This window comes from Paenibacillus arenilitoris (assembly GCF_014705655.1).
Taxonomy (GTDB): domain Bacteria; phylum Bacillota; class Bacilli; order Paenibacillales; family Paenibacillaceae; genus Pristimantibacillus; species Pristimantibacillus arenilitoris.
Map to the genome: position 1 here is coordinate 86,203 of NZ_JACXIY010000026.1, position 18,922 is coordinate 105,124.

The 18,922-nt window shown below is 49.4% G+C and carries 13 protein-coding genes; 9 read left to right on the forward strand and 4 right to left on the reverse strand.

Annotation, left to right across the window (positions count from 1 at the left end):
- Positions 1-232: 232 nt before the first annotated feature.
- From IDH41_RS20965 to IDH41_RS20975, 3 genes are all read right to left on the reverse strand, one after another.
- Positions 233-1,900: a cellulase family glycosylhydrolase gene (locus tag IDH41_RS20965; RefSeq protein ID WP_190864506.1), complete on the reverse strand. Its 1,668-nt coding sequence runs from the start codon at positions 1,898-1,900 to the stop codon at positions 233-235.
- 267 nt (positions 1,901-2,167) lie between these two features.
- Entirely contained in the window at positions 2,168-2,974 is an 807-nt protein-coding gene (locus IDH41_RS20970) for a rhodanese-like domain-containing protein (RefSeq protein WP_190864508.1), read from the reverse strand.
- Positions 2,940-4,754, reverse strand: a complete 1,815-nt coding sequence (locus IDH41_RS20975; RefSeq protein ID WP_190864510.1) for an alpha-galactosidase — start codon at positions 4,752-4,754, stop codon at positions 2,940-2,942. Before IDH41_RS20975 ends, IDH41_RS20970 begins: the two co-directional genes overlap by 35 nt.
- Before the next feature lie 124 nt (positions 4,755-4,878).
- Between IDH41_RS20975 and IDH41_RS20980 the strand changes: the two genes are divergently transcribed.
- A complete protein-coding gene (locus IDH41_RS20980; protein ID WP_190864512.1) occupies positions 4,879-5,703 on the forward strand; it encodes an AraC family transcriptional regulator in 825 nt (274 codons plus the stop codon).
- Positions 5,704-5,751: 48 nt separating this feature from the next.
- Here the strand turns inward: IDH41_RS20980 and IDH41_RS20985 are convergent, their stop codons facing one another.
- Positions 5,752-6,543: an AraC family transcriptional regulator gene (locus IDH41_RS20985; protein ID WP_190864514.1), complete on the reverse strand. Its 792-nt coding sequence runs from the start codon at positions 6,541-6,543 to the stop codon at positions 5,752-5,754.
- A 205-nt stretch (positions 6,544-6,748) separates the two neighbouring features.
- Between IDH41_RS20985 and IDH41_RS20990 the strand changes: the two genes are divergently transcribed.
- From IDH41_RS20990 to IDH41_RS21025, 8 genes are all read left to right on the forward strand, one after another.
- Complete coding sequence (locus IDH41_RS20990) at positions 6,749-7,876, forward strand: glycoside hydrolase family 5 protein (RefSeq protein WP_190864516.1); 1,128 nt, start codon at positions 6,749-6,751, stop codon at positions 7,874-7,876.
- Between the two features lie 75 nt (positions 7,877-7,951).
- On the forward strand, positions 7,952-9,925 hold the full coding sequence (locus tag IDH41_RS20995; RefSeq protein WP_190864517.1) for a beta-galactosidase: 1,974 nt from the start codon (positions 7,952-7,954) through the stop codon (positions 9,923-9,925).
- Positions 9,926-10,179: 254 nt separating this feature from the next.
- Entirely contained in the window at positions 10,180-12,471 is a 2,292-nt protein-coding gene (locus tag IDH41_RS21000) for a helix-turn-helix domain-containing protein (RefSeq protein WP_190864519.1), read from the forward strand.
- A gap of 200 nt (positions 12,472-12,671) precedes the next feature.
- Positions 12,672-14,315, forward strand: coding sequence for a type 2 periplasmic-binding domain-containing protein (locus IDH41_RS21005; protein WP_223829913.1), 1,644 nt, complete (start codon positions 12,672-12,674; stop codon positions 14,313-14,315).
- Between the two features lie 89 nt (positions 14,316-14,404).
- Positions 14,405-15,322, forward strand: coding sequence for an ABC transporter permease (locus IDH41_RS21010; RefSeq protein ID WP_190864521.1), 918 nt, complete (start codon positions 14,405-14,407; stop codon positions 15,320-15,322).
- A gap of 16 nt (positions 15,323-15,338) precedes the next feature.
- A complete protein-coding gene (locus IDH41_RS21015; RefSeq protein ID WP_190864522.1) occupies positions 15,339-16,220 on the forward strand; it encodes a carbohydrate ABC transporter permease in 882 nt (293 codons plus the stop codon).
- Positions 16,221-16,248: 28 nt separating this feature from the next.
- The gene (locus tag IDH41_RS21020; protein ID WP_190864524.1) at positions 16,249-17,934 is read left to right on the forward strand and encodes a glycoside hydrolase family 2 protein; all 1,686 of its coding nucleotides are present in this window, start codon (positions 16,249-16,251) and stop codon (positions 17,932-17,934) included.
- Complete coding sequence (locus IDH41_RS21025; protein WP_449867063.1) at positions 17,931-18,920, forward strand: Gfo/Idh/MocA family protein; 990 nt, start codon at positions 17,931-17,933, stop codon at positions 18,918-18,920. The genes IDH41_RS21020 and IDH41_RS21025 overlap by 4 nt, the downstream gene beginning before the upstream one ends.
- Positions 18,921-18,922: the final 2 nt, after the last annotated feature.

The window sequence follows — 18,922 nt, forward strand, 5'->3', positions numbered from 1 at the left end:
TTCCTTGCGAAGCCCTGGTGCCTTTTTCGTTTTTACCCGAACAAATCCTAGGAGAGAGCTTCTCGTTCGGTCGAATTCCATGCGCAGTCCGGATTTCGGTTTTTCATGATGCTACGCGCTTCTGACCTAATAATACGAAATAGCCCCCACCTAGCCTGGCAATGGGAGCTATTTGACGCTTACGTTCGCTACATCTTCCACACTCGTTGTTTTGCGTTTCTTTGGGTTTTATTTAGGTAATCGGAACCAGCTGCCATTGCTGATTAAAGTTATACTGATTGCCTAAAGACCATTGACCAACTGGCGCACTATCATTAGTAGACCAACCCAAGACTTCCAGATACTTGCCGCTAGCAGCATTTTTAAATTCGAAATAACCATCACCTACGTCAATCTTCTGCCACTGTTGATTATAGCCGCCAAGACCAGAATGTGCCCATTGTTGTGCTGTAGCGCCATCAGAAGAAGACCAACCCCCGATTTCCAGAACCTTGCCGCTATTACGATTTATGAGTTGATAATTGTTAAGTCCGACATTAAGCAATTCCCATTGCTGATTGTAGCCGCCAGTATACGCATACTGATTTACAGCAGCGCCATCAGCAGTTGAGTAGCCATTTACATCCAGCACCTTGCCGCTATTGCGGTTGACGATCCTATAATAATTACCTATTCCGCTCATGATGCCATCGATGATTCCTTGTTGTGTTATTGTAAGGTTATTTCTGTTAATCAATCCAAAATTAGATCCATTATCCCACCATACAGGAACTAAGCTATACTTCTTCGCTGTTGAGACAACTGCTTTTGTCCAAATTGCACGATAGGTATTGTTGGACGAGTCAAGAGCCGACTTATCGATTGCACCGTATTCTCCGATGACTACAGCATACCCTTGTGTTACGAACTTATCGTACATGGATTTGAATTGTGACTCCATGTGGGCTTCCTGTCCCCCAGAGTCTCTTTTGGCAGGGTCTGCTGTTGCACCCCATTGGGTAGCGCCTTCGTTTTCTACTAGGCAGAAGAAGTAAGGATCGTAATAATGTACAGAAATCATGATTCTCTTTTCGGAACTAGGAACAGTACTTGATCTGTTATTGTCTGTTGGAAGCACAAAACCTGTATAGCCATTGTTGCCTGCCGTGTAATCAATGTTCGTATTCCAGCCTGGAATCAAGAGCCATCTTGCCGCATTGTTTCCGCCGGACAGTCTCACGGTGTCCACAAAGATTTGATTCAATGCATTAATGTTTGAATAAATCGTGAGGTCAGGCTGTGACCCGCCATATGTCACCCCATCGAATACTTCGTTCATTGATTCGAAGATCAAATGCTCGTTATAATTAACGAATGTATTGGCAATCTGCTGCCAAACCTTTTTATATTTGTCTCGAATCGTATTTTGATCGCTTGCATTCGGCAACAGCCAATTATCTGACGGAGTATTGGGGGTTGTAGAGTGCGCGCCATCATGGTGAATATTGAGAATGACAAACAGGCCTTCGCTGTAAGCATAATCGACAACCTCTTTCACTCTGGCCAGATACGCAGAATCAATAGTGTAATTCGGAGCAGGACCGATTTTTTTCATATATGTCACCGGAATCCGAATGGATTTAAACCCTGCTGCTTTTACCTTTTGAATTAACGCTTTTGTGATAACCGGATTACCCCAAGCTGTTTCGCTAGGAACACCGTTAATATTAGCATCTAATGCGTTTCCTAAATTCCATCCTGCACCCATTGCCGAAGTAATTTGAGCGGCGTTATATTGCGTGAAATCCCATGTCATATCGGCTGCTGATGCTACAGAACCCGAGCTTGTAAAAACGGCGGTAAACATAAAAACAAATGCGATCATTATTAGCTTGCAGGACTTGAACGTAAATTTTGTCATCAAATGGCACCTCTTCTCTTCATGTAGTTGGAAAAGAATAATACTTCGCTTATCACCTCTTAATTCGCTTTTACAGAAGCTATAGTAACCGCTTCTAGTAAGCGCTTTCAATTCTATGCAATTCAAATTATATTCGAGGTCAGTTAGAGTCCGCCTTGATTATATAGCCATCTTTTAGCAAATTATAGACTTATTTCGCCGAGCGCCTGAACGAACTGACGCAGCAGCCCCCACCTTGACATTAAGATGGGGCTATTACGATGGATGTTATTTTTGTACTCGACAGATTGTATACGGATACTGATCTATACCTGGAATCGTATAGACTCTGCTATAGCCTGCATCTATAAGGGCTTGTGCCGCTACAGAACTCTTATACCCCTTTTGGCAGTAAAGGATTATTGGCGTATCCTTTCTCACACATACCGAGAACGGGTTAATTGATATATCATGTAACGGTATACAAACGCTTTCCTGTATATGCCCTGTTTGATAATCCTCATTAGTCCGTACATCGACAAGCTTGGCAGTAGGATCATTTAACATCAGCTCACACGCTTCATCGGGGGTCAGACTTTTACTTTGAAATACTCTGCCCCCAGTCTGAGGAATACGCTGCTCCTTATCAAGCATTCTTGCAACAATTGCAGCAGCCTCCGCATGAGTTAAGCCACCCACAGCGTCGAATAGGCTATGGTCACGCCCGAGCATTATCCCTTTCACATACACCTGCGCGATATGCATAACGCAGGTAGGACAGTCATATAAGTCCCTAAGATTTTCTGCCGACGACCAATCATGCTCATCTCTTTCTCCGAATTCGGTTAGCAGCGCCTCATGAACGATTCTTGCAGCGGAACGGCGCTCAATGGGTTTGCTTATGTTTGTAAGATCATAGTCCTCTATTATTCCCTTATACAACGCGTAATCCATATACCCTGATGATGGGCTGCCGCGCGTTGGCTCTATATGGCCTTTACTGCTTCTAATGACCAGGGTCACAAACTGTTCAGTCGTAACATAATCCTCAATCATCATATTAAACAGGAGTAACTCTAATAGTAACATTGTCATAAGCGTTAATTCCTGTAACAGAGAAGGTCCTTGAATGGCTCGTTGTAACCTCGCCTGTCCATAAATCCTTTAGGGAATAGCTTGCTGCATTTTTAAACTTTTCGGCATCCACCATTTTATGCCCAAGATAATCGATAATGCGGCTTACATCAACGGAATGCTCCTTCGTATCTCTAGAGTCACTGAGATTGATAAAGGATATGGCAATATCTCCGTTCGCAAGAGGCTTTACAAGAATATCAACACGGTTGTTATTAGCAATATAGGCCGTATCGGGATTGGCATTATCGATTGAGCAGTAAATTCTTTTGGCCTGAATACCGAGGGGATCCTGATTCAATGCGATTACCTCTTTGTTCGCAATGATCATCCATAGCTCGTCACCGTTTGCAACCCGTCTTAAATCCATTCCAAGCATAATCGGAGCGTTCATCATGCACCACATCGTCATATGCGTTTTACTCATGGTCGTTGTGATTCCGTTCATGCCGATGACTAGCATATCGGGATCGTTCCACCCCTTATCAAGTCCGGCAAACTCGTCCATAATAACCGCCTTGCTGTACTGCGAGGTTATACTTGCGGTATGGTTTGAGCTCCATTCGGCGGAGCCCGGATGGCCATCGGAGCCGACGCTGAAGGTTATATCATTAAGGATGCGCCAGGAGTCTCCAACCTTATATCCCCAGTTTTGCGGCTGCGTTTTACCCCATTCGCAGATGGAGAATACAATATCATGGTCAGGGTCGGCCACGTTCAAGCCTTCGAGCAAGACCGCATAGGAATTAAGGGTGTTTTCCTGCCTTCTGTGGTTCATTAGACGTATGATGTTTTCTCCCTCATTCAAGAATACCGTTATTTCTTCCGAATCCGCAAAGACAGCCGTACTTTCGGTAAGAGGAAGCAGATGATCCAAATATCGGGTTTCGTTCTCTGCGCTTCCTACCGCCAGCTGAAGCCAGCGTCCCGTGCCATCCTGCTCGCCGCTTGCGTAATTTACGGTTAGGGCGTACTTTCCGCTTGCCGGCGCGTTCACGGTAAACGCAAGCTCGCTCCAGCGGTCGCCTACAGGCGTTGTACCAACGTTTGTTCCGTCGAATGTACCGATATGGGTCACATAGTCGCCTCTGTTTTTTGATGCGCCCTGGCCTAATAGGACACCGTCCTTAACTGCATTTAATGTTATTTTCAGTTCTTCGCCCGTAACCGTTATGCTTCTGATATTCGGGGCGTAGGAATATTTGGCGTTTGTGGAGTCCGAGAACGTGGCGTTGTCCCAGAGGTAGTAGCAATTATCCACTTTGATAAAGTCGACCCCCCAGTCTATATAAGACCTCGTGTCGACGTCCTCAAAGCCGCAAGTGCCTACCGCGGAGCCAGCGCAAAGATGGGTACCTATATCGTTGTACATGCCGAATTTAAGTCCCTTGCTGCGGATGTAATCGGATAATGCCTTAAAGCCGCTTGGGAATTTAATCGTTTCATTTGAAAGCAATCCGTTGACGCGTTCGGACTTATAGCAGCCGTCATCGAGCACGACATACTTGTATCCCAGCTCCGCAAGTCCCAAATCAACCATGGCGTCTGCCATTGCCTTCGTGAGCGCCTCGTTGTTCTTGCTGCCAAAGGCATTCCAGCTGTTCCAGCCCATGGCGGGGAGACGTCCCTGCTTTTTATTCAGAAGCACCTTGCCGTTCGAGAAAGCCGGAAACATATAGTCGGGATTCGCGATTTCGTCCGGCGCTGTCCTTGATGTAACTCTAGCCGATACTTTGTCCATAATAAATCCTCCTCGCAAGCCGCGTTTTTAATGTAATGATAGGACAAATCATGAAGTCGATAAATGTGTTTTTATCGAGTGATTATGGGGAAATGTGATATAGTAGTTTCGGGAGATGAATGCAATGAAACTCTATTATGCGAAAAGCCCTTTAATCTCATCCGATATTTATCCCATGCAATATGGCGAACAGCAGTGCGATCGCGGATATTCCTTTGGGCCCGCAGTGCGTAACTTCTATCTCATCCATTACATTTACGGCGGGCAAGGCGAATTGCATATTAATAAAAAAGTTTATAAAGTACGCGCAGGACAGTTTTTTCTGATTTATCCGAAACAAACCGCCTATTATAAGGCGGATGACCATGATCCGTGGCTGTATCGCTGGATTGAGTTTGACGGCAGCTTCTCGGAGAAGATGATGTCCGTGACAGGCTTCTCGCACGAAAACCACGTGATAAATGATGATAACGGCGTCGGGAACGCGCTTAGGAACATCATAGATTTAGGCTGGACCGACTTTGAAACGATCATGAGCCACTTCTGGCCGTTTATTGCGGCGCTTACGAAGGGTAAATTATTGAAGAAAGAGGAGAATGCGGCGGAGACTTACGTCTCTTATGCCAAAAACTATATAAGAAGCAATGTGCACAAAAGGGTATCCGTTTCCGAGATTGCCCATTTTTTAAACATAGACCGCAGTCACCTGGCGCGTATCTTCAAAAGCATTTGCGGCAAAAGCACGCAGCAGTTTATCATTTCCCTTAAAATGGAGACGGCTTCTCAATCACTAAAAAAAGGCAGCATGACGGTTAAAGAAGTTGCCCATAGCGTCGGATATGACAATCAGATGGAATTTTCGAAGCTGTTTAAAAAACACTTTAATATGACCCCCACGCAATGGAGAGAACAAGAGTTCTTTCAACAGTCCATAAATAACTATGAATGATAGGGATCAGGGTCGGATCAAACCAAAGCCCCGTCGAATGGACGGGGCTTATTTGTGCTGCTTCCTATATTCTGTTGGCGTAAGCCCGAATTTCTCTTTGAATTGTCTCATCAAATGGAAGGCATTGCCGTATCCGCTTTGCGAAGCGATCGAGTCCAGCGTTAAATCTGTTGTTGCCAGCAGAGCTTTGGCACATTGAAGGCGGCTATGAATGATATCGGTCATAACATTGACGCCGAATATTTTTTTGTAGGTATGCTGGAAACTCGACAAACTCATGGATAGTTCATTAGCCAACTCTTTGACAGAGGGGATTGACACAGGGTTGCTGCGAATTCGGATGCGAACGTTAATCAAATTTGTATATTTTGCAGAAACCTTGATCGAAGGAAAGTGAAGCCCCATATGAAGTTTGCGGCTGAGCATAATAAAGAAAATATTCAGATAATGCTTGATAGCCTCTATACTGTGAGGGCCCGCCGTATAAAATTCGTAAGTCATTTTCTGTACAATGGACGATATCTCGGAAATATCTCCTAACCACGTAACCGTGTTATGGGGAATATTTAATTTGCCGATAAATTCCTTATCCTCGTCGTCTACGCTGAAGTAGAACCAGTCGTCCACGTATTTATCGCCATATGCACGATAATGCTGAGGAGCATCGCTGGTATACAGAATAAAGGAATTTTCCTTCGCGATCGCTTCATTCCCGTCTTGCATAAAGACGGCTGGCGTTTTGATTAGCAATAGAATCCAACAGCTTCCAATGCCGAATGGGCGATCGATCGCAAAGGTTTTGTCATGGGAATGATGATGTCCGATCACGTGTAATTCCATGAAAACCGCTTCCTTTCATCCTATATATTTAGCATAGCATCGATTTGCACGTTCCGCTATGACGAACTTAGTCTATAGCAACAATGATAGGCATTATAAATTCATAGGACTGCAGAAAATGATACCCTAATAAGCGCGTTTAGCTATCGGGCCTACTAACGACGCATATTATAATTTTTTAAAAAGCTTCGAGAAAGGGAGAAAAATGAAAAAGAAAACGATTTTAATCATCCTATTCATTACAGCGCTTTCATTGTTATCGGCTTGCTCCAAGGATGAACAAGGGGCGCAAATGCGCGAAATTACAACAATGGAGCTTGTCAAAGAAATGGGAATCGGCATTAATTTGGGCAACACATTTGAGTCCACAGGCGACTGGATTAGCGGCTTCAGTGTTACAAGTTATGAAACGGCCTGGGGCAGTCCCATTATTACGGAGGAAATGATTAAAGGTTATGCGAGCGAAGGTTTTGGCGTCCTTCGAATTCCCGTATCGTGGTCCAATATGATGGGCGAGGATTACACGATTAATCCTGACTACCTGGACCGGGTAAAGGAAGTTGTAGATTGGGCACTGGACAGCGGTCTGTATGTTATACTGAATCTTCATTGGGATGGCGGCTGGTTTGAGAAGTTTCCGACAGAAAAAGAAGAATCCATGTATAAATATACACGCATATGGACACAGCTGGCGGATTCTTTTAAAAGCTATGACGATTATCTAATGCTCGAGTCCTTCAATGAGGAAGGTAATTGGCTTGATTTATGGAATTATTACGCCGGCACTAACGGCAAAGAAGAAGCTTATGAGCTGCTGAACGAGATCAATCAGACATTTGTAGATATTGTGCGCGGTTCCGGAGGCAACAATGAACGACGCCACCTGTTGATTGCCGGTTATATAACGGATATCGAGAAGACCGTTGATGAATTGTATAAGATGCCAAACGATCCTCAAAATCGTAGTGCGGTATCGATCCATTATTACACGCCTCCAACCTTCGCCATCCTGGATGAGGATGCGGAATGGGGAAAAGCGCGTGCGGAGTGGGGAACGGATGAAGACCTCGCCGAGCTAAATAAGCTCATGGATATGGTGAAAACACGTTTCATCGACGAAGGCATCCCCGTTATCATGGGTGAGTTTGGTTTAGCTACAAAAAATAAGACGCAAGAAATGATACGGCTTTATCTTACGTCGGTGAACAAGGCCGCATATTCCCGAGGAATTGTCCCGGTTTTATGGGATGTTACAAATGTATTTTACAACCGAAATACAAACGAAATGAATGATAAGGTGCTGCTTGAGCAGCTTATGACTGACAAGCATTAGAGAATTACGAAACCGTGTTGCAGGATGAAAATAAATGACGCACGGAAAGGATCAGGATATAGGGGTGGATATGAAATGAAAATGGGTGTGGATTATTATCCGGAGCACTGGGAGCGCTCGATGTGGGAGCAGGATGCGAGGCTGATGCGGGAGACGGGAGTCAGCCTGATTCGCGTGGCCGAATTCGCCTGGTCGCGCCTGGAGCCGGAGGAAGGCCGGTATGAGTTCGGCTGGCTGGATGATGCAATCAATGTCTTCTATAAATACGGGATCCAGGTCGTCATCGGCACGCCGTCCTGCACGCCTCCCAATTGGCTCGTGGAGCGCTTTCCGGATGTGCTTCCCCTCGACGCCATGCTGCATCCGCGATATCCGGGCATTCGCGGACATCGCTGTTATAACAGTCCGTCCATGCGTATCTTCTCGGCGAGAATCGTGGAGAAGCTGGCTACTCATTACGCCAATCACCCTGCAGTGATCGGTTGGCAGATCGATAATGAGTTCGGTCTGAACGAGTGTCATTGCGAGAATTGCAATATCCGGTTCCGCGAATGGCTGTCGAAGAAGTACGATACATTGGAAGCCTTGAATCAGGATTGGGGCACGGTTGTCTGGAGCGGCGAATATAGCTCTTGGGAGCAAATCACGACGCCGCTAGGCGGCGCCAAATTCAGGAATCCGTCTTTTTTGCTCGACTGGAAGCGGTTCGAAACCGATTCCGTCGTGGAATTTCAACGATTGCAATCGAATATTCTGCGAAAATATTGCCCGGATCATTTTGTGACGCATAATATCTGGAGCTATCCGATGTCCCTCGACTATTACAAGCTTTGCGAGGAACTGGACTTTGCTTCCCTCGATTATTACCCGAGCACGAGCCCCGATAAAGCGGTGTCGGGCGGATACGGCGGGGCGTTAACGCTCGATCTGACCCGGGGGATCAAGAGGCAAAACTTCTGGATCATGGAAACGATAAGCGGCCCTCCCGGATGCTGGTTCCCGATGTGGCGGACCCCTCAGCCCGGATTTATCCGGGCCTTCGCGTGGCAATGCATCGCCCGCGGCGCCGACACGCTCGTTCACTTCCGGTGGCGAAGCGCTCCGTATGGCGCCGAACAATTCTGGCATGGATTAATCGACCATAGCAATGTTCCCGGCAGACGATTCGAGGAATACCGGATATTATGCGATGAAGTGAACCGGCTTTCTCCCCTCCTGGAGGGATCAGAGGTGCTTGGGGAGGCTGCCGTCCTCCACTCGCACGATTTGTACAATGCGTTCGAGATTCAACCTCAAGCAGAAGGCATGAATTATTTCGACAATCTGAAGCTTTATCATCGGCGGGCTTTGACCAAAACGGGCATTCTGACGGATGTCGTGAATACTGCGGACGATCTGGACAAGTATCGTCTTATCGTTGCGCCGTCGCTCTATTTGCTGGATGAAACACTGGCGGACAAGCTGAAAAATTGCGCGAAGAACGGAGCCACTCTCATCCTGACGAATCGTACCGGCGTCAAAAATAGGAGCAACGTATGTTGGATGCATCCGCTGCCTGCTCACTTAGCCGAGGCTGCGGGCGTAACCGTAGCGGAATACGATCCCGTCGGCCATGACGTTCATACGATCCGCACGCAGGACGGGAAGACCTATTCGTGCAGTCAATGGTGCGATGTTCTGGAGCCTGCGGGCGCTGAGGCGGTTGCCTGGTATGAGGACGATTTCTACGCGGGCAAACCGGCTGCGACGGTTCATTCCTATGGGAAGGGCAAAGTGTATTATATTGGAACCGTTGTCGAGGAAAGCTTCTACCTGGAATTGTTCGGGAAGGCTGCGGATAGCGCTGGGCTAACCCGATTTACCGGTTTGCCGGAGGGCGTGCAAATTTCGATTCGACGGAGAGGAAACGCCAATTATTTGTTCCTGTTGAATCTGACGCCAAAGCAGCAGACGGTCATGCTGAAGGGTACATATAGGAGCCTTCTGCAAGAGATGAGCGTCGGTCCTACTGTACACATGGATCCCTATGCGGTTGAAATCGTCGAATAAACCTGCGTGATCGATCAGATACGGAGTAAGACCGTAGCGCACTCGCATTCGCAACCCAATCCCTTCATGAGAATCGGCCTTCGCTCCGAATGCTATCGGGGCAAAGGCCGATTTTTGCGTTTGACCATTTTGTCAGAGGCATGTCCGTCATAGATCCTTATGATATAATGAAGCATTGTAATCAGGGAATGAAGGGATGAACGGAGATGCAGCATCGGGGAGTTAGGAGAAAAGGAACGCATCGGAGTCGCAGCATGTTCATTACGCTGCTGTTGTCTTATTTGGGCGTATTCCTGATTCCGGTTATCATCGGGAGCGTCGTGTATGTCCGAATCGAACAGATCATGATCGACAACGCTTACCGGTCCAACGCCGCATTGCTCGAGCAGATGAAGCATGTGATGGATGGACGTACGCAAGAAATCGATAATCTCATGCATCAGATCGTTTTCCATCCGAAGGCGGAGCTGCTGCTTGACGGCAGCGCCGATACGGCCAGAGAGCAATATCCGTTTTTTGAATTTATGAAGGAGCTTTCGAGATACAGCGCGTTTAACAATCTGCTTTATGACTTCTACATTTATTTCGTGGAAGCGGATTCCATCATAACGACTACGCTCAAGACGGACCCCGTCACCTTCTACCATCAAATTTACAAGGATCTTGACCGAACTTTCGATCAATACAAACAAGAAGTGCTCCTCGGCCCTCATACGAAGACGTACCTACCCGTGCAGCTGCAGGTGAACGGGCTCAAGAAGGAACGGAAGATTGCTTATATGCAATCCTTGCCGTTAGGGGAACGCGACGATGTGACAGGGAATTTGGTCATCCTCATTGACGATCGGCAGCTCCGGGACACGCTGATGGAAATCGAAGGTCTGCATGATGGGGACATCTATATCTATAGCGGAGAGCACCAGCTGCTTCTCGGTCCCGAAGAAAGCCTCGTATCCGCAGAGGTCTACTTGAATCGTTTGAAGGATGGACAATCGGCAGGATTCTTTGACGACTCGGAGGTGAGCGATCAGTTTGTGGCGTATACGGTTTCGGCCAAAAACGGCTGGACCTATTTGTCCGTGTTCCCGAAGAGCGTCGTGCTGGAACAGGTGAATGATATCAAGCGCTGGAGCCTCTTGACGGTGCTCCTATGCGTATTGGCGGGCATAGGAGCATGCGTGTACCTGACTCGCAAGCAATACGGTCCGATCCGTGATGTGGTGCGGATGATCGGAAGGGGAGCGAAGGGCAGCGAGGCAACGAACGCGAACGAGGTCGAGCTCATCCGTCATACTCTGGAGGAGTTGTTCGGGGAAGAAAATCGTCTGCAAGAAAAGCTGAGGCAGCAGCTTCCTACGCTGCGAGCCGATTTTCTGTCCCGGCTCATCAGAGGCCAGGTTGACGCCGATTCCATCACGGCTCAAGATTTGAATTTTATGGGAATCGCTTTCGAGGAGCCGTGGTTTCGAGTGCTCGTCATGGAGCTGCAGTATAGCGAAGGGTTTATGAGGCAAGACTCGGAGAGAGAATGGGCGCTTGTTCGTTTCGTGCTCATGAATTTGTGCAGGGATCTGCTGGACGAGCAGGGATACGCGTTCGAGACGGAGAAAAACCGGATTGTCGTCCTATGGAATAAGACAGATGATCGGGAGGATATGCTGCACGAGGTCAACGGGTTCTCGGATTCCGTCGTGAGGACGATGGCCGCGAGGTTCAAGACGACGATCTCCATCGGTATCGGAGGGGCGAAGCATGGGTTTGCCCAAATAGCGGAGGGCTACGATGAGGCGATGCTGGCGCTTAGCTACAGAATGGTGGCGAGCGAACGTTCGATATTGCATTATAACGAGGTGTTGGCGTCGAGAAGCGGTACCTATCGATTCCCGATGGACACCGAGGTGCAGCTTGTCAACTATGTGAAGAATGGCGACGAGGGGAATGCCATTCGGTTGCTGGATCAGCTCCACGAACTGAATTTCAAGCATGAGGACCTCTCTCCGGATATGGCGCAGTATTTGTACATGGAGCTGAATGGAACGCTTCTGAAAGCGATGGATCAGCTTAGGCTGGATTACAGACAGTTCTTCTCCGAAGAGCAAGGCCCTCCTCTAGCACTTGATGAATCGGCGACGGCGGCCGAGCTGCACGAGCGGATCAAGGGCAGATTTGTGGAAGCGTGCCGATCCGTCAAGGAGGATCGGACGGATTACAGCAAATCCTTGTACCAGGAGATGGTTCAATATTTGGAGGAGCATTATCCGGACAACAATTTAAGCCTGACGATGCTGGCCGACCGCTTCAACCGGAATCCGGTATATGTCTCTTCGTTCTTCAAGAAACACGGAGGGGAGAACGTAACCGACGTCCTGACCAGAATAAGAGTCGGCGGAGCGAAGCAGCTGTTGATGGAAACGGATCTAACCGTTAATGAAATCGCGCTCCGGGTCGGTTATTCGAACAATATCGTGTTGACCAAGGTATTCAAAAAACTGGAAGGCATCACACCTGGCAGCTTCCGGGAACAGGCCAGGAAAAGCCAGGACTGACGCGGGTTTCCGCAAGGAAGCTTAAACCTGGTGTATGGATCTTAAGATTAAACAACCGAATATCTTCAATCGAAATAATGCGTCTTTAAAGCGCATTATTTTCATTTTCCCCATCAGAATTTATTGTGGAATACAGATGCAGGCAGCGACTCGGACGAGGCGTTCCTGCAGCACATACACGTTCAGGGAGGGTTAACGTATTGAAAAACAGACATTGGAAGCATGTTTCCGCGATCGCCGCCGCGGCGGTTATGGTCGCAGCCATCTCCGGTTGTTCGAGTAACGGAGAGGGCAATTCGCCTGGCGTCCAATCGACTCCATCGGCGGGGACCGATGGCGGAAGCGCTGTCGCCGAATACCCGAGCTCGTTCAGCTATTGGGTAGAGCTCGATGGCGATTCCGCGGCTTCGCTCACGAATTTCTCCGAGGTAGCCGCGTACAAGAAGTTGGAAGAGATAACGGGCACCAAGGTCGAATTCAAGCATCCGGGCGGAGATGGCGCTCAGGTGAAAGAACAGTTCAATCTCATGATTGCTTCAAGAAATTTAACAGACGTGATTCAGACGAATTGGCTGGCAGTGCCGAAGGGGCCTCAGAACGCCATTGAGGAAGGGACGATTATCCGCCTTAATGAGTTAATCGACGAGCACGCTCCCAACTTCAAGAAGTTTCTTGACGAGAATCCGGATATCGCCAATATGATCATGACGGATAAAGGCGATATCTACGCTTTCCCGTTTATTCGCAAGGCTGATCAGCTCAAGGTATATTATGGTCCGATCGTGCGCCAGGACTGGCTTGACAAGCTGGGTCTGGATAAGCCGGCAACGATTGCCGATTGGGAAGCGACGCTGACGGCGTTCCGCGACCAGGATCCGAATGGCAACGGTCAGAAGGACGAAGTGCCGTTCCTGCTCGAGACAGGAGCCGTCCGCAACGAATCGTTGAATCAGCTTATCGGCGCTTGGGGAATCCTGGCGAAATTCTACCAGAAGGACGGCAAGGTGCAATACGGCGAGCTGCAGCCGGAATATGAGCAATTCATGGCCACGCTCAGCGATTGGTACGCGAAGGGATTAATCGATAAAGATTTCCCTGCGGTAGACGGCAAGCTGAAGGATGCCAAGGTGACGGGAGACACGCTTGGAGCCTTCTACGGCTTTGCCAGCGGAAGCATTGGCAAATATCTGGATCTTGTGAAGGATCATCCAACGTTTGCGTTGTCGGCGCTCTCGCATCCCGCATTGCAGGCAGGCGGCGTATCGGCGGCAGGTCAGCTTAGTCCGACCTATCCTGGCGAGCATGCAGTAGTGATTACAAGCGAAGCGAAGAACCCTGAGAAAATTGTGAAGTGGCTTGATCTCGGATACGGGGAGGAAGGTCACATGCTCTTCAACTTCGGAATCGAAGGGGAAAGCTATGCTATGAAGGACGGCAAACCCGAATATACGGAAGTCATTACGCAGAACCCGGACGGACTTGCGTTCAAGCAAGCTCAAGCCCGGTATATGCGTACCCACTTCGGCGGACCATTCCTGCAGGATCTGGATTCCTTCCTGCAGCAGATGAAATATCCGCAGCAGCTCGAAGCGGTGGATGTGTGGGCGCAGGCCGAGAATCAGATTCAGCTTCCGCCAATTACGCTGACGGCAGAGGAGAGCGCCAAGGTCGCTTCCATCATGAACGACGTCAATACGTATTCGGATGAGATGATCATTAAATTTATTATGGGCGTAGAGCCGATGAGCAACTTCGCCGATTATGTGGACACCTTGAAGCAATTCGGAGTAGAGGAAGCCATTGGCGTCTATCAAGCCGCCTTGGATCGTTACAATAATCGCTAATCCTTGAGAACGCAAGAACCGGGGGAGGGGATAGGTCCCCCGGTTCTTCATTTCGACAAGCTATTGCATCCGCAAGGAGGGAGATCAAGATGTCCGATCGTTGGTTCGTCCGTCTGGCTCGTGACATTCGTATTAACCGGCATGTCTATATCATGCTGCTGCCGATAGTCATCTATTATGTCGTCTTTCATTACGGGCCGATGTACGGCCTGCAAATCGCCTTTAAAGATTATTCTCCTGCCCGTGGTTTCCTTGGCAGTTCATGGGCCGGCTTCAAGCATTTCGAAGAGTTTTTCGGAAGCATGTTTTTCCTGCGGATTCTGGGCAACACGCTGCTGTTAAGCCTATACAGCCTATTGTTCTTCTTCCCGGCCGGCATCATCCTGGCGCTTCTGCTCAACGAGCTGCGCAGCGAGCGGCTGAGACGCGCGGTTCAAACCATTTCCTACATGCCGCATTTCGTATCGCTGGTCGTCATCGTAGGCATATTGTTCGACTTCTTGGCCAGAGACGGTCTGATTAATCAGCTGATCGCTTCGCTTGGCATCGAGCCCATACCGTTCATGCGCGCGGCCGAATGGTTCCGTACGATATACGTCGGCTCGGATATATGGCAGAACGTGGGATGGAGCTCCATCATTTATTTGGCGGCGATCAGCAACGTCAATCCTTCGCTATACGAAGCTGCCCGGATGGACGGAGCGGGGCGTTTGAAGCAAATCTGGTATGTTACGCTGCCCGGTATCATGCCGACGGTTACGATCATGCTTATTTTGTTTATCGGCAAATTCATGACCGTCGGCTTCGAGAAGATCATTCTGATGTATAACCCGGTGATCTATGAAACGGCGGATGTCATCCAGACCTATGTCTACCGGAAAGGCATACTGGAAGCGAATTTCAGCTATAGCGCGGCCGTTGGTTTGTTCAACGCGGCGATCAGCTTTCTTCTGCTTGTTCTCGCGAATACGGTCGCCAAGCGGCTGGGAGAGACGAAACTATGGTAAGGGGGAAGAAATACCGATGCTAATCAGAAGATCGCTAGGGGAGAGGATATTCGACGTCGCCAATGCAGCAGGCATGCTTCTTTTCTCATTCGTGACGATATATCCGCTTCTGTATGTCGTATTCGCCTCGTTCAGCGACCCGAGCCGAATCATACAGAATCGGGGGGCCCTCTTCTATCCGCTTGGCTTTACGCTGGACGCTTATGAGATGGTATTCAAAAATCCGAATATTCTCGGCGCATTCGCCAATACGTTGTTCTACGTCATCGTGGGGACGCTGCTTAACATCCTGTTAACGGCGCTCGGCGCGTACGCGCTATCCAGAAGGAAGCTGATGCTGAAAAATCCGATCATGTTTCTGATCGTTTTTACGATGTTTTTCGAAGGCGGACTCATCCCGCTTTATTTGCTGGTACAGAACCTTTCGCTGCTCGACACGAGATGGTCGCTCATCATACCGACGGCCGTTAGCGCGTTCAACCTCATTATTATGCGCACCGCATTCCAGGGCGTGCCCTATGATCTTGAAGAATCGGCGAAGATCGACGGAGCCAACGACTGGTCGGTATTGTTCCGGATCGTGCTTCCGCTGTCGATGCCGGTCATAGCCGTTATGATCTTGTTCTACGGAGTCAGCCATTGGAATTCCTGGTTCCTGGCTACCGTGTTCCTGCAGACGAGAGAGCTGTATCCGCTGCAGTTGATTTTACGGGAAATACTGATAAGCAACGATACGAGCTCGATGTCGGTCGGCATTGCCTCCGGCGATCAGATGCAGATTGGAGAGACGATCAAATATGCGACGATTATCGTATCGACTGCGCCTATCTTGTTCCTGTATCCCTTCTTGCAGCGTTATTTCGTCAAAGGAGTTATGATCGGAGCGGTCAAGGAATAGCTTGAAGGGCAAACAGAGGAGGAACGATATGATCCGTTTGTTTCAAACCAATGATATTCGTAAGGTGGAAGAACTCGAAGGCATGTGGGAATTTGCAACGATGGAGTCGGGCCATGCCATCCCCGCGGCATATCCACGGCGGCTGCCGGTACCGGGATGCTGGGAGAATCATCCTTTATACAAAACGTACCGCGGGGCTGCCGCTTATCGTAGACGCATACAAGTGAAGAATGGAGCGACGAATCTTCGCTTTACGTTTAAAGGGGTAAGTCATACGGCACGGGTAATCTGGGATGGCGTTCAGGTTGCCTCCCATTACAATGCCTACACGGCATTCTCGGCGATTGTTCGGGAGGTGCCTGCCGGCGAGCACGAGCTCATCGTTGTGGCGGACAACTCCTTTCACGAACACTCTTCCCTTCACCAGCCGAACGATTATTACTCTTACGGCGGCATTACCCGGCCGGTAGTCATGGAGGAAGTGCCGGATGTCTTTCTGGAAAGACTGCAATTTACTCCAAGACGGGTCGAAGGAGAATGGGTAGCCGACGTCCAGGCGTTCGTTACTAATAATGGAGAGGCAACAAGCCGTGCAAAAGTCCATTGCGAGCTTGACGGCGTGTACTTCGAGCTGGAGATGGGAAGCGTTGGAGGAGGCCAGAGCACCGTTCTGCATGGTTCGGCGAAGATCCCGGGGGCGCGGCCGTGGTCCGTGTCGACGCCGAATCTGTATGCATTGAAGGCAAGACTGTTTCTTGACGATGCTGTGTTGCCGACCGACGACCTAATCGAACGCGTCGGCTTTCGGAGCTTAACGACCGAGCGCGGCAAGATTCAGTTGAACGGCGAAGACATCATTTTGAAAGGGTTTAACAGGCATGAGGATCATCCCATGGCCGGATGCGCATTGCCGCTAGCGCTAATGGTTCATGACCTGGATTTGATGGAGGACATGGGAGCCAATACAGTCCGCACCTCGCACTACCCGAATGACGAGCGATTTCTGGATCTCTGCGACGAGCGAGGTATCCTGGTCTGGGAGGAGAACCATGCCAGGGGATTCTCTATTGAACAGATGCGTCATCCGAAATTCGTTGAACAGTGCGAAGACGTAAACCGTGAGATGGTAGAGCAGCACGCGAATCATCCATCGATTATCGTATGGGGCATTCTGAACGAATGCGCAAGCGATTGTGAAGAAGGAAGAGTTCATTACATTCGGCAGCTTGATCAGATCCGGAGCATGGATCCCAGCCGCCCATTGACGTTCGCATCCCATCATCGGGATCGGGAAATGTGTTTCGATCTTGTCGACATCGTGTCGTTCAACTTATATCCCGGCTGGTACGGCGACGAGGATCCGGGAGAGCTGGTCGACCAGGCTCGCGGGTGGGCCGAAACAGGCGGAGGAGCAGGGAAGCCCATAATCATGAGCGAATTCGGTGGAGACGGTTATTACGGCTATCGGGATGCCAGCCGTGTGCGAGGGACAGAGGAGCGTCAAGCGGACATTATCGAAGCGAACCTTGCCGCTTATTCCGCCCGTTCGTACTTGTCGGGGATGCTCATCTGGCAATTCAGCGACTGCAGGGTAACAGAAGGGACTGGCTGGCTGCTGTCAAGAGCGGGGACGCAGAACAGCAAAGGAATCGTGGATCGTTATCGTCGTCCCAAGCTGGCGTACGATGTCGTCAAATCCTATTTCCGGCGGTGATCACCTTGAAGCAACGATTCGTATTGGTCGGTCATGGAGCGATTGCAAGGACGTATCTGGAAGCGATGGGACATCTGGCAAGCTGCCGAATTGTAGGCGTTGTCGGGAGACATGCCGTACGTGTCCAAAAATTCGCGGAGAAGCACGGGATTCCCTGCAGCGGTACGAAGCTGGCGGAGGTCGCGACGGCTTCGGGGGCCAATGCCGTTATCGTCTGCACGCCTAACGGCATCCATGAAGAGGGCGTTATGGCCGCTGCCGATCTTGGCCTGCACGTACTCTGCGAGAAGCCGCTTCATATCGATCCTGTTAGGCAAAGGGCGATGGTGAAGCGCTGCGAGCAAAGAGGCGTCGTCCTGGGCGTCGCGTATATCCGGCGTTTCACGCCCCATCTATTATGGATAAAGGCATTAATGGAAGCAGGCAAATTAGGGAGAGTGACAGTGGCCGACATCTCCCTCAAGCATTACCGCGACCCGGCATATTATGAAGATGACTGGCACGGAACGCGTGCAATCGATGGCGGCGGTCCCTTCATGCAGCAAGGGATTCACTTGATCGACATGGTTCAATGGCTATGCGGAGGATGGGACAAGGTGATTTCGGCCGCTTGTTTCACCCTCCATCACGATATCGAGGTGGAGGATCATGGTTATGCGGTCGTGCGATACCGGAATGGAGCGGTAGGGAGCATTGCGGCTTCTACGGCCTGCGTAGGAATGAGCAGCGAGCGGCTTGAAATTTCGGGAACGTTCGGCTCGGTTTCCGCCGACTTTGGCGGGTTACTGGAGCTGGATGTTCCAGGCGTAGAGATTCCGGAATTTCGCACTCCTTCAATAGAATATAATATATTATTTCAACAATTGCTGATTGATTTCAACCAAGCCATAGAGAAGGGCAGAGCTCCTGTTGTTACAGGCGCTTCCGGCTCACGGGCAACCGAGCTGGTCCATGAAATTTACCGGGCGGCAGATCGCATGAAATAAAG

Bases quoted from the DNA above. Each gene is read 5' to 3' on its own strand.
- IDH41_RS20975 (WP_190864510.1), bottom strand. From the start codon at position 4,754: ATGGACAAAGTATCGGCTAGAGTTACATCAAGGACAGCGCCGGACGAA.
- IDH41_RS20980 (WP_190864512.1), top strand. From the start codon at position 4,879: ATGAAACTCTATTATGCGAAAAGCCCTTTAATCTCATCCGATATTTAT.
- IDH41_RS21020 (WP_190864524.1), top strand. From the start codon at position 16,249: ATGATCCGTTTGTTTCAAACCAATGATATTCGTAAGGTGGAAGAACTC.
- IDH41_RS20985 (WP_190864514.1), bottom strand. From the start codon at position 6,543: ATGGAATTACACGTGATCGGACATCATCATTCCCATGACAAAACCTTT.
- IDH41_RS21010 (WP_190864521.1), top strand. From the start codon at position 14,405: ATGTCCGATCGTTGGTTCGTCCGTCTGGCTCGTGACATTCGTATTAAC.
- IDH41_RS20965 (WP_190864506.1), bottom strand. From the start codon at position 1,900: ATGACAAAATTTACGTTCAAGTCCTGCAAGCTAATAATGATCGCATTT.
- IDH41_RS20990 (WP_190864516.1), top strand. From the start codon at position 6,749: ATGAAAAAGAAAACGATTTTAATCATCCTATTCATTACAGCGCTTTCA.
- IDH41_RS21015 (WP_190864522.1), top strand. From the start codon at position 15,339: ATGCTAATCAGAAGATCGCTAGGGGAGAGGATATTCGACGTCGCCAAT.
- IDH41_RS20995 (WP_190864517.1), top strand. From the start codon at position 7,952: ATGAAAATGGGTGTGGATTATTATCCGGAGCACTGGGAGCGCTCGATG.
- IDH41_RS21000 (WP_190864519.1), top strand. From the start codon at position 10,180: ATGTTCATTACGCTGCTGTTGTCTTATTTGGGCGTATTCCTGATTCCG.
- IDH41_RS20970 (WP_190864508.1), bottom strand. From the start codon at position 2,974: ATGACAATGTTACTATTAGAGTTACTCCTGTTTAATATGATGATTGAG.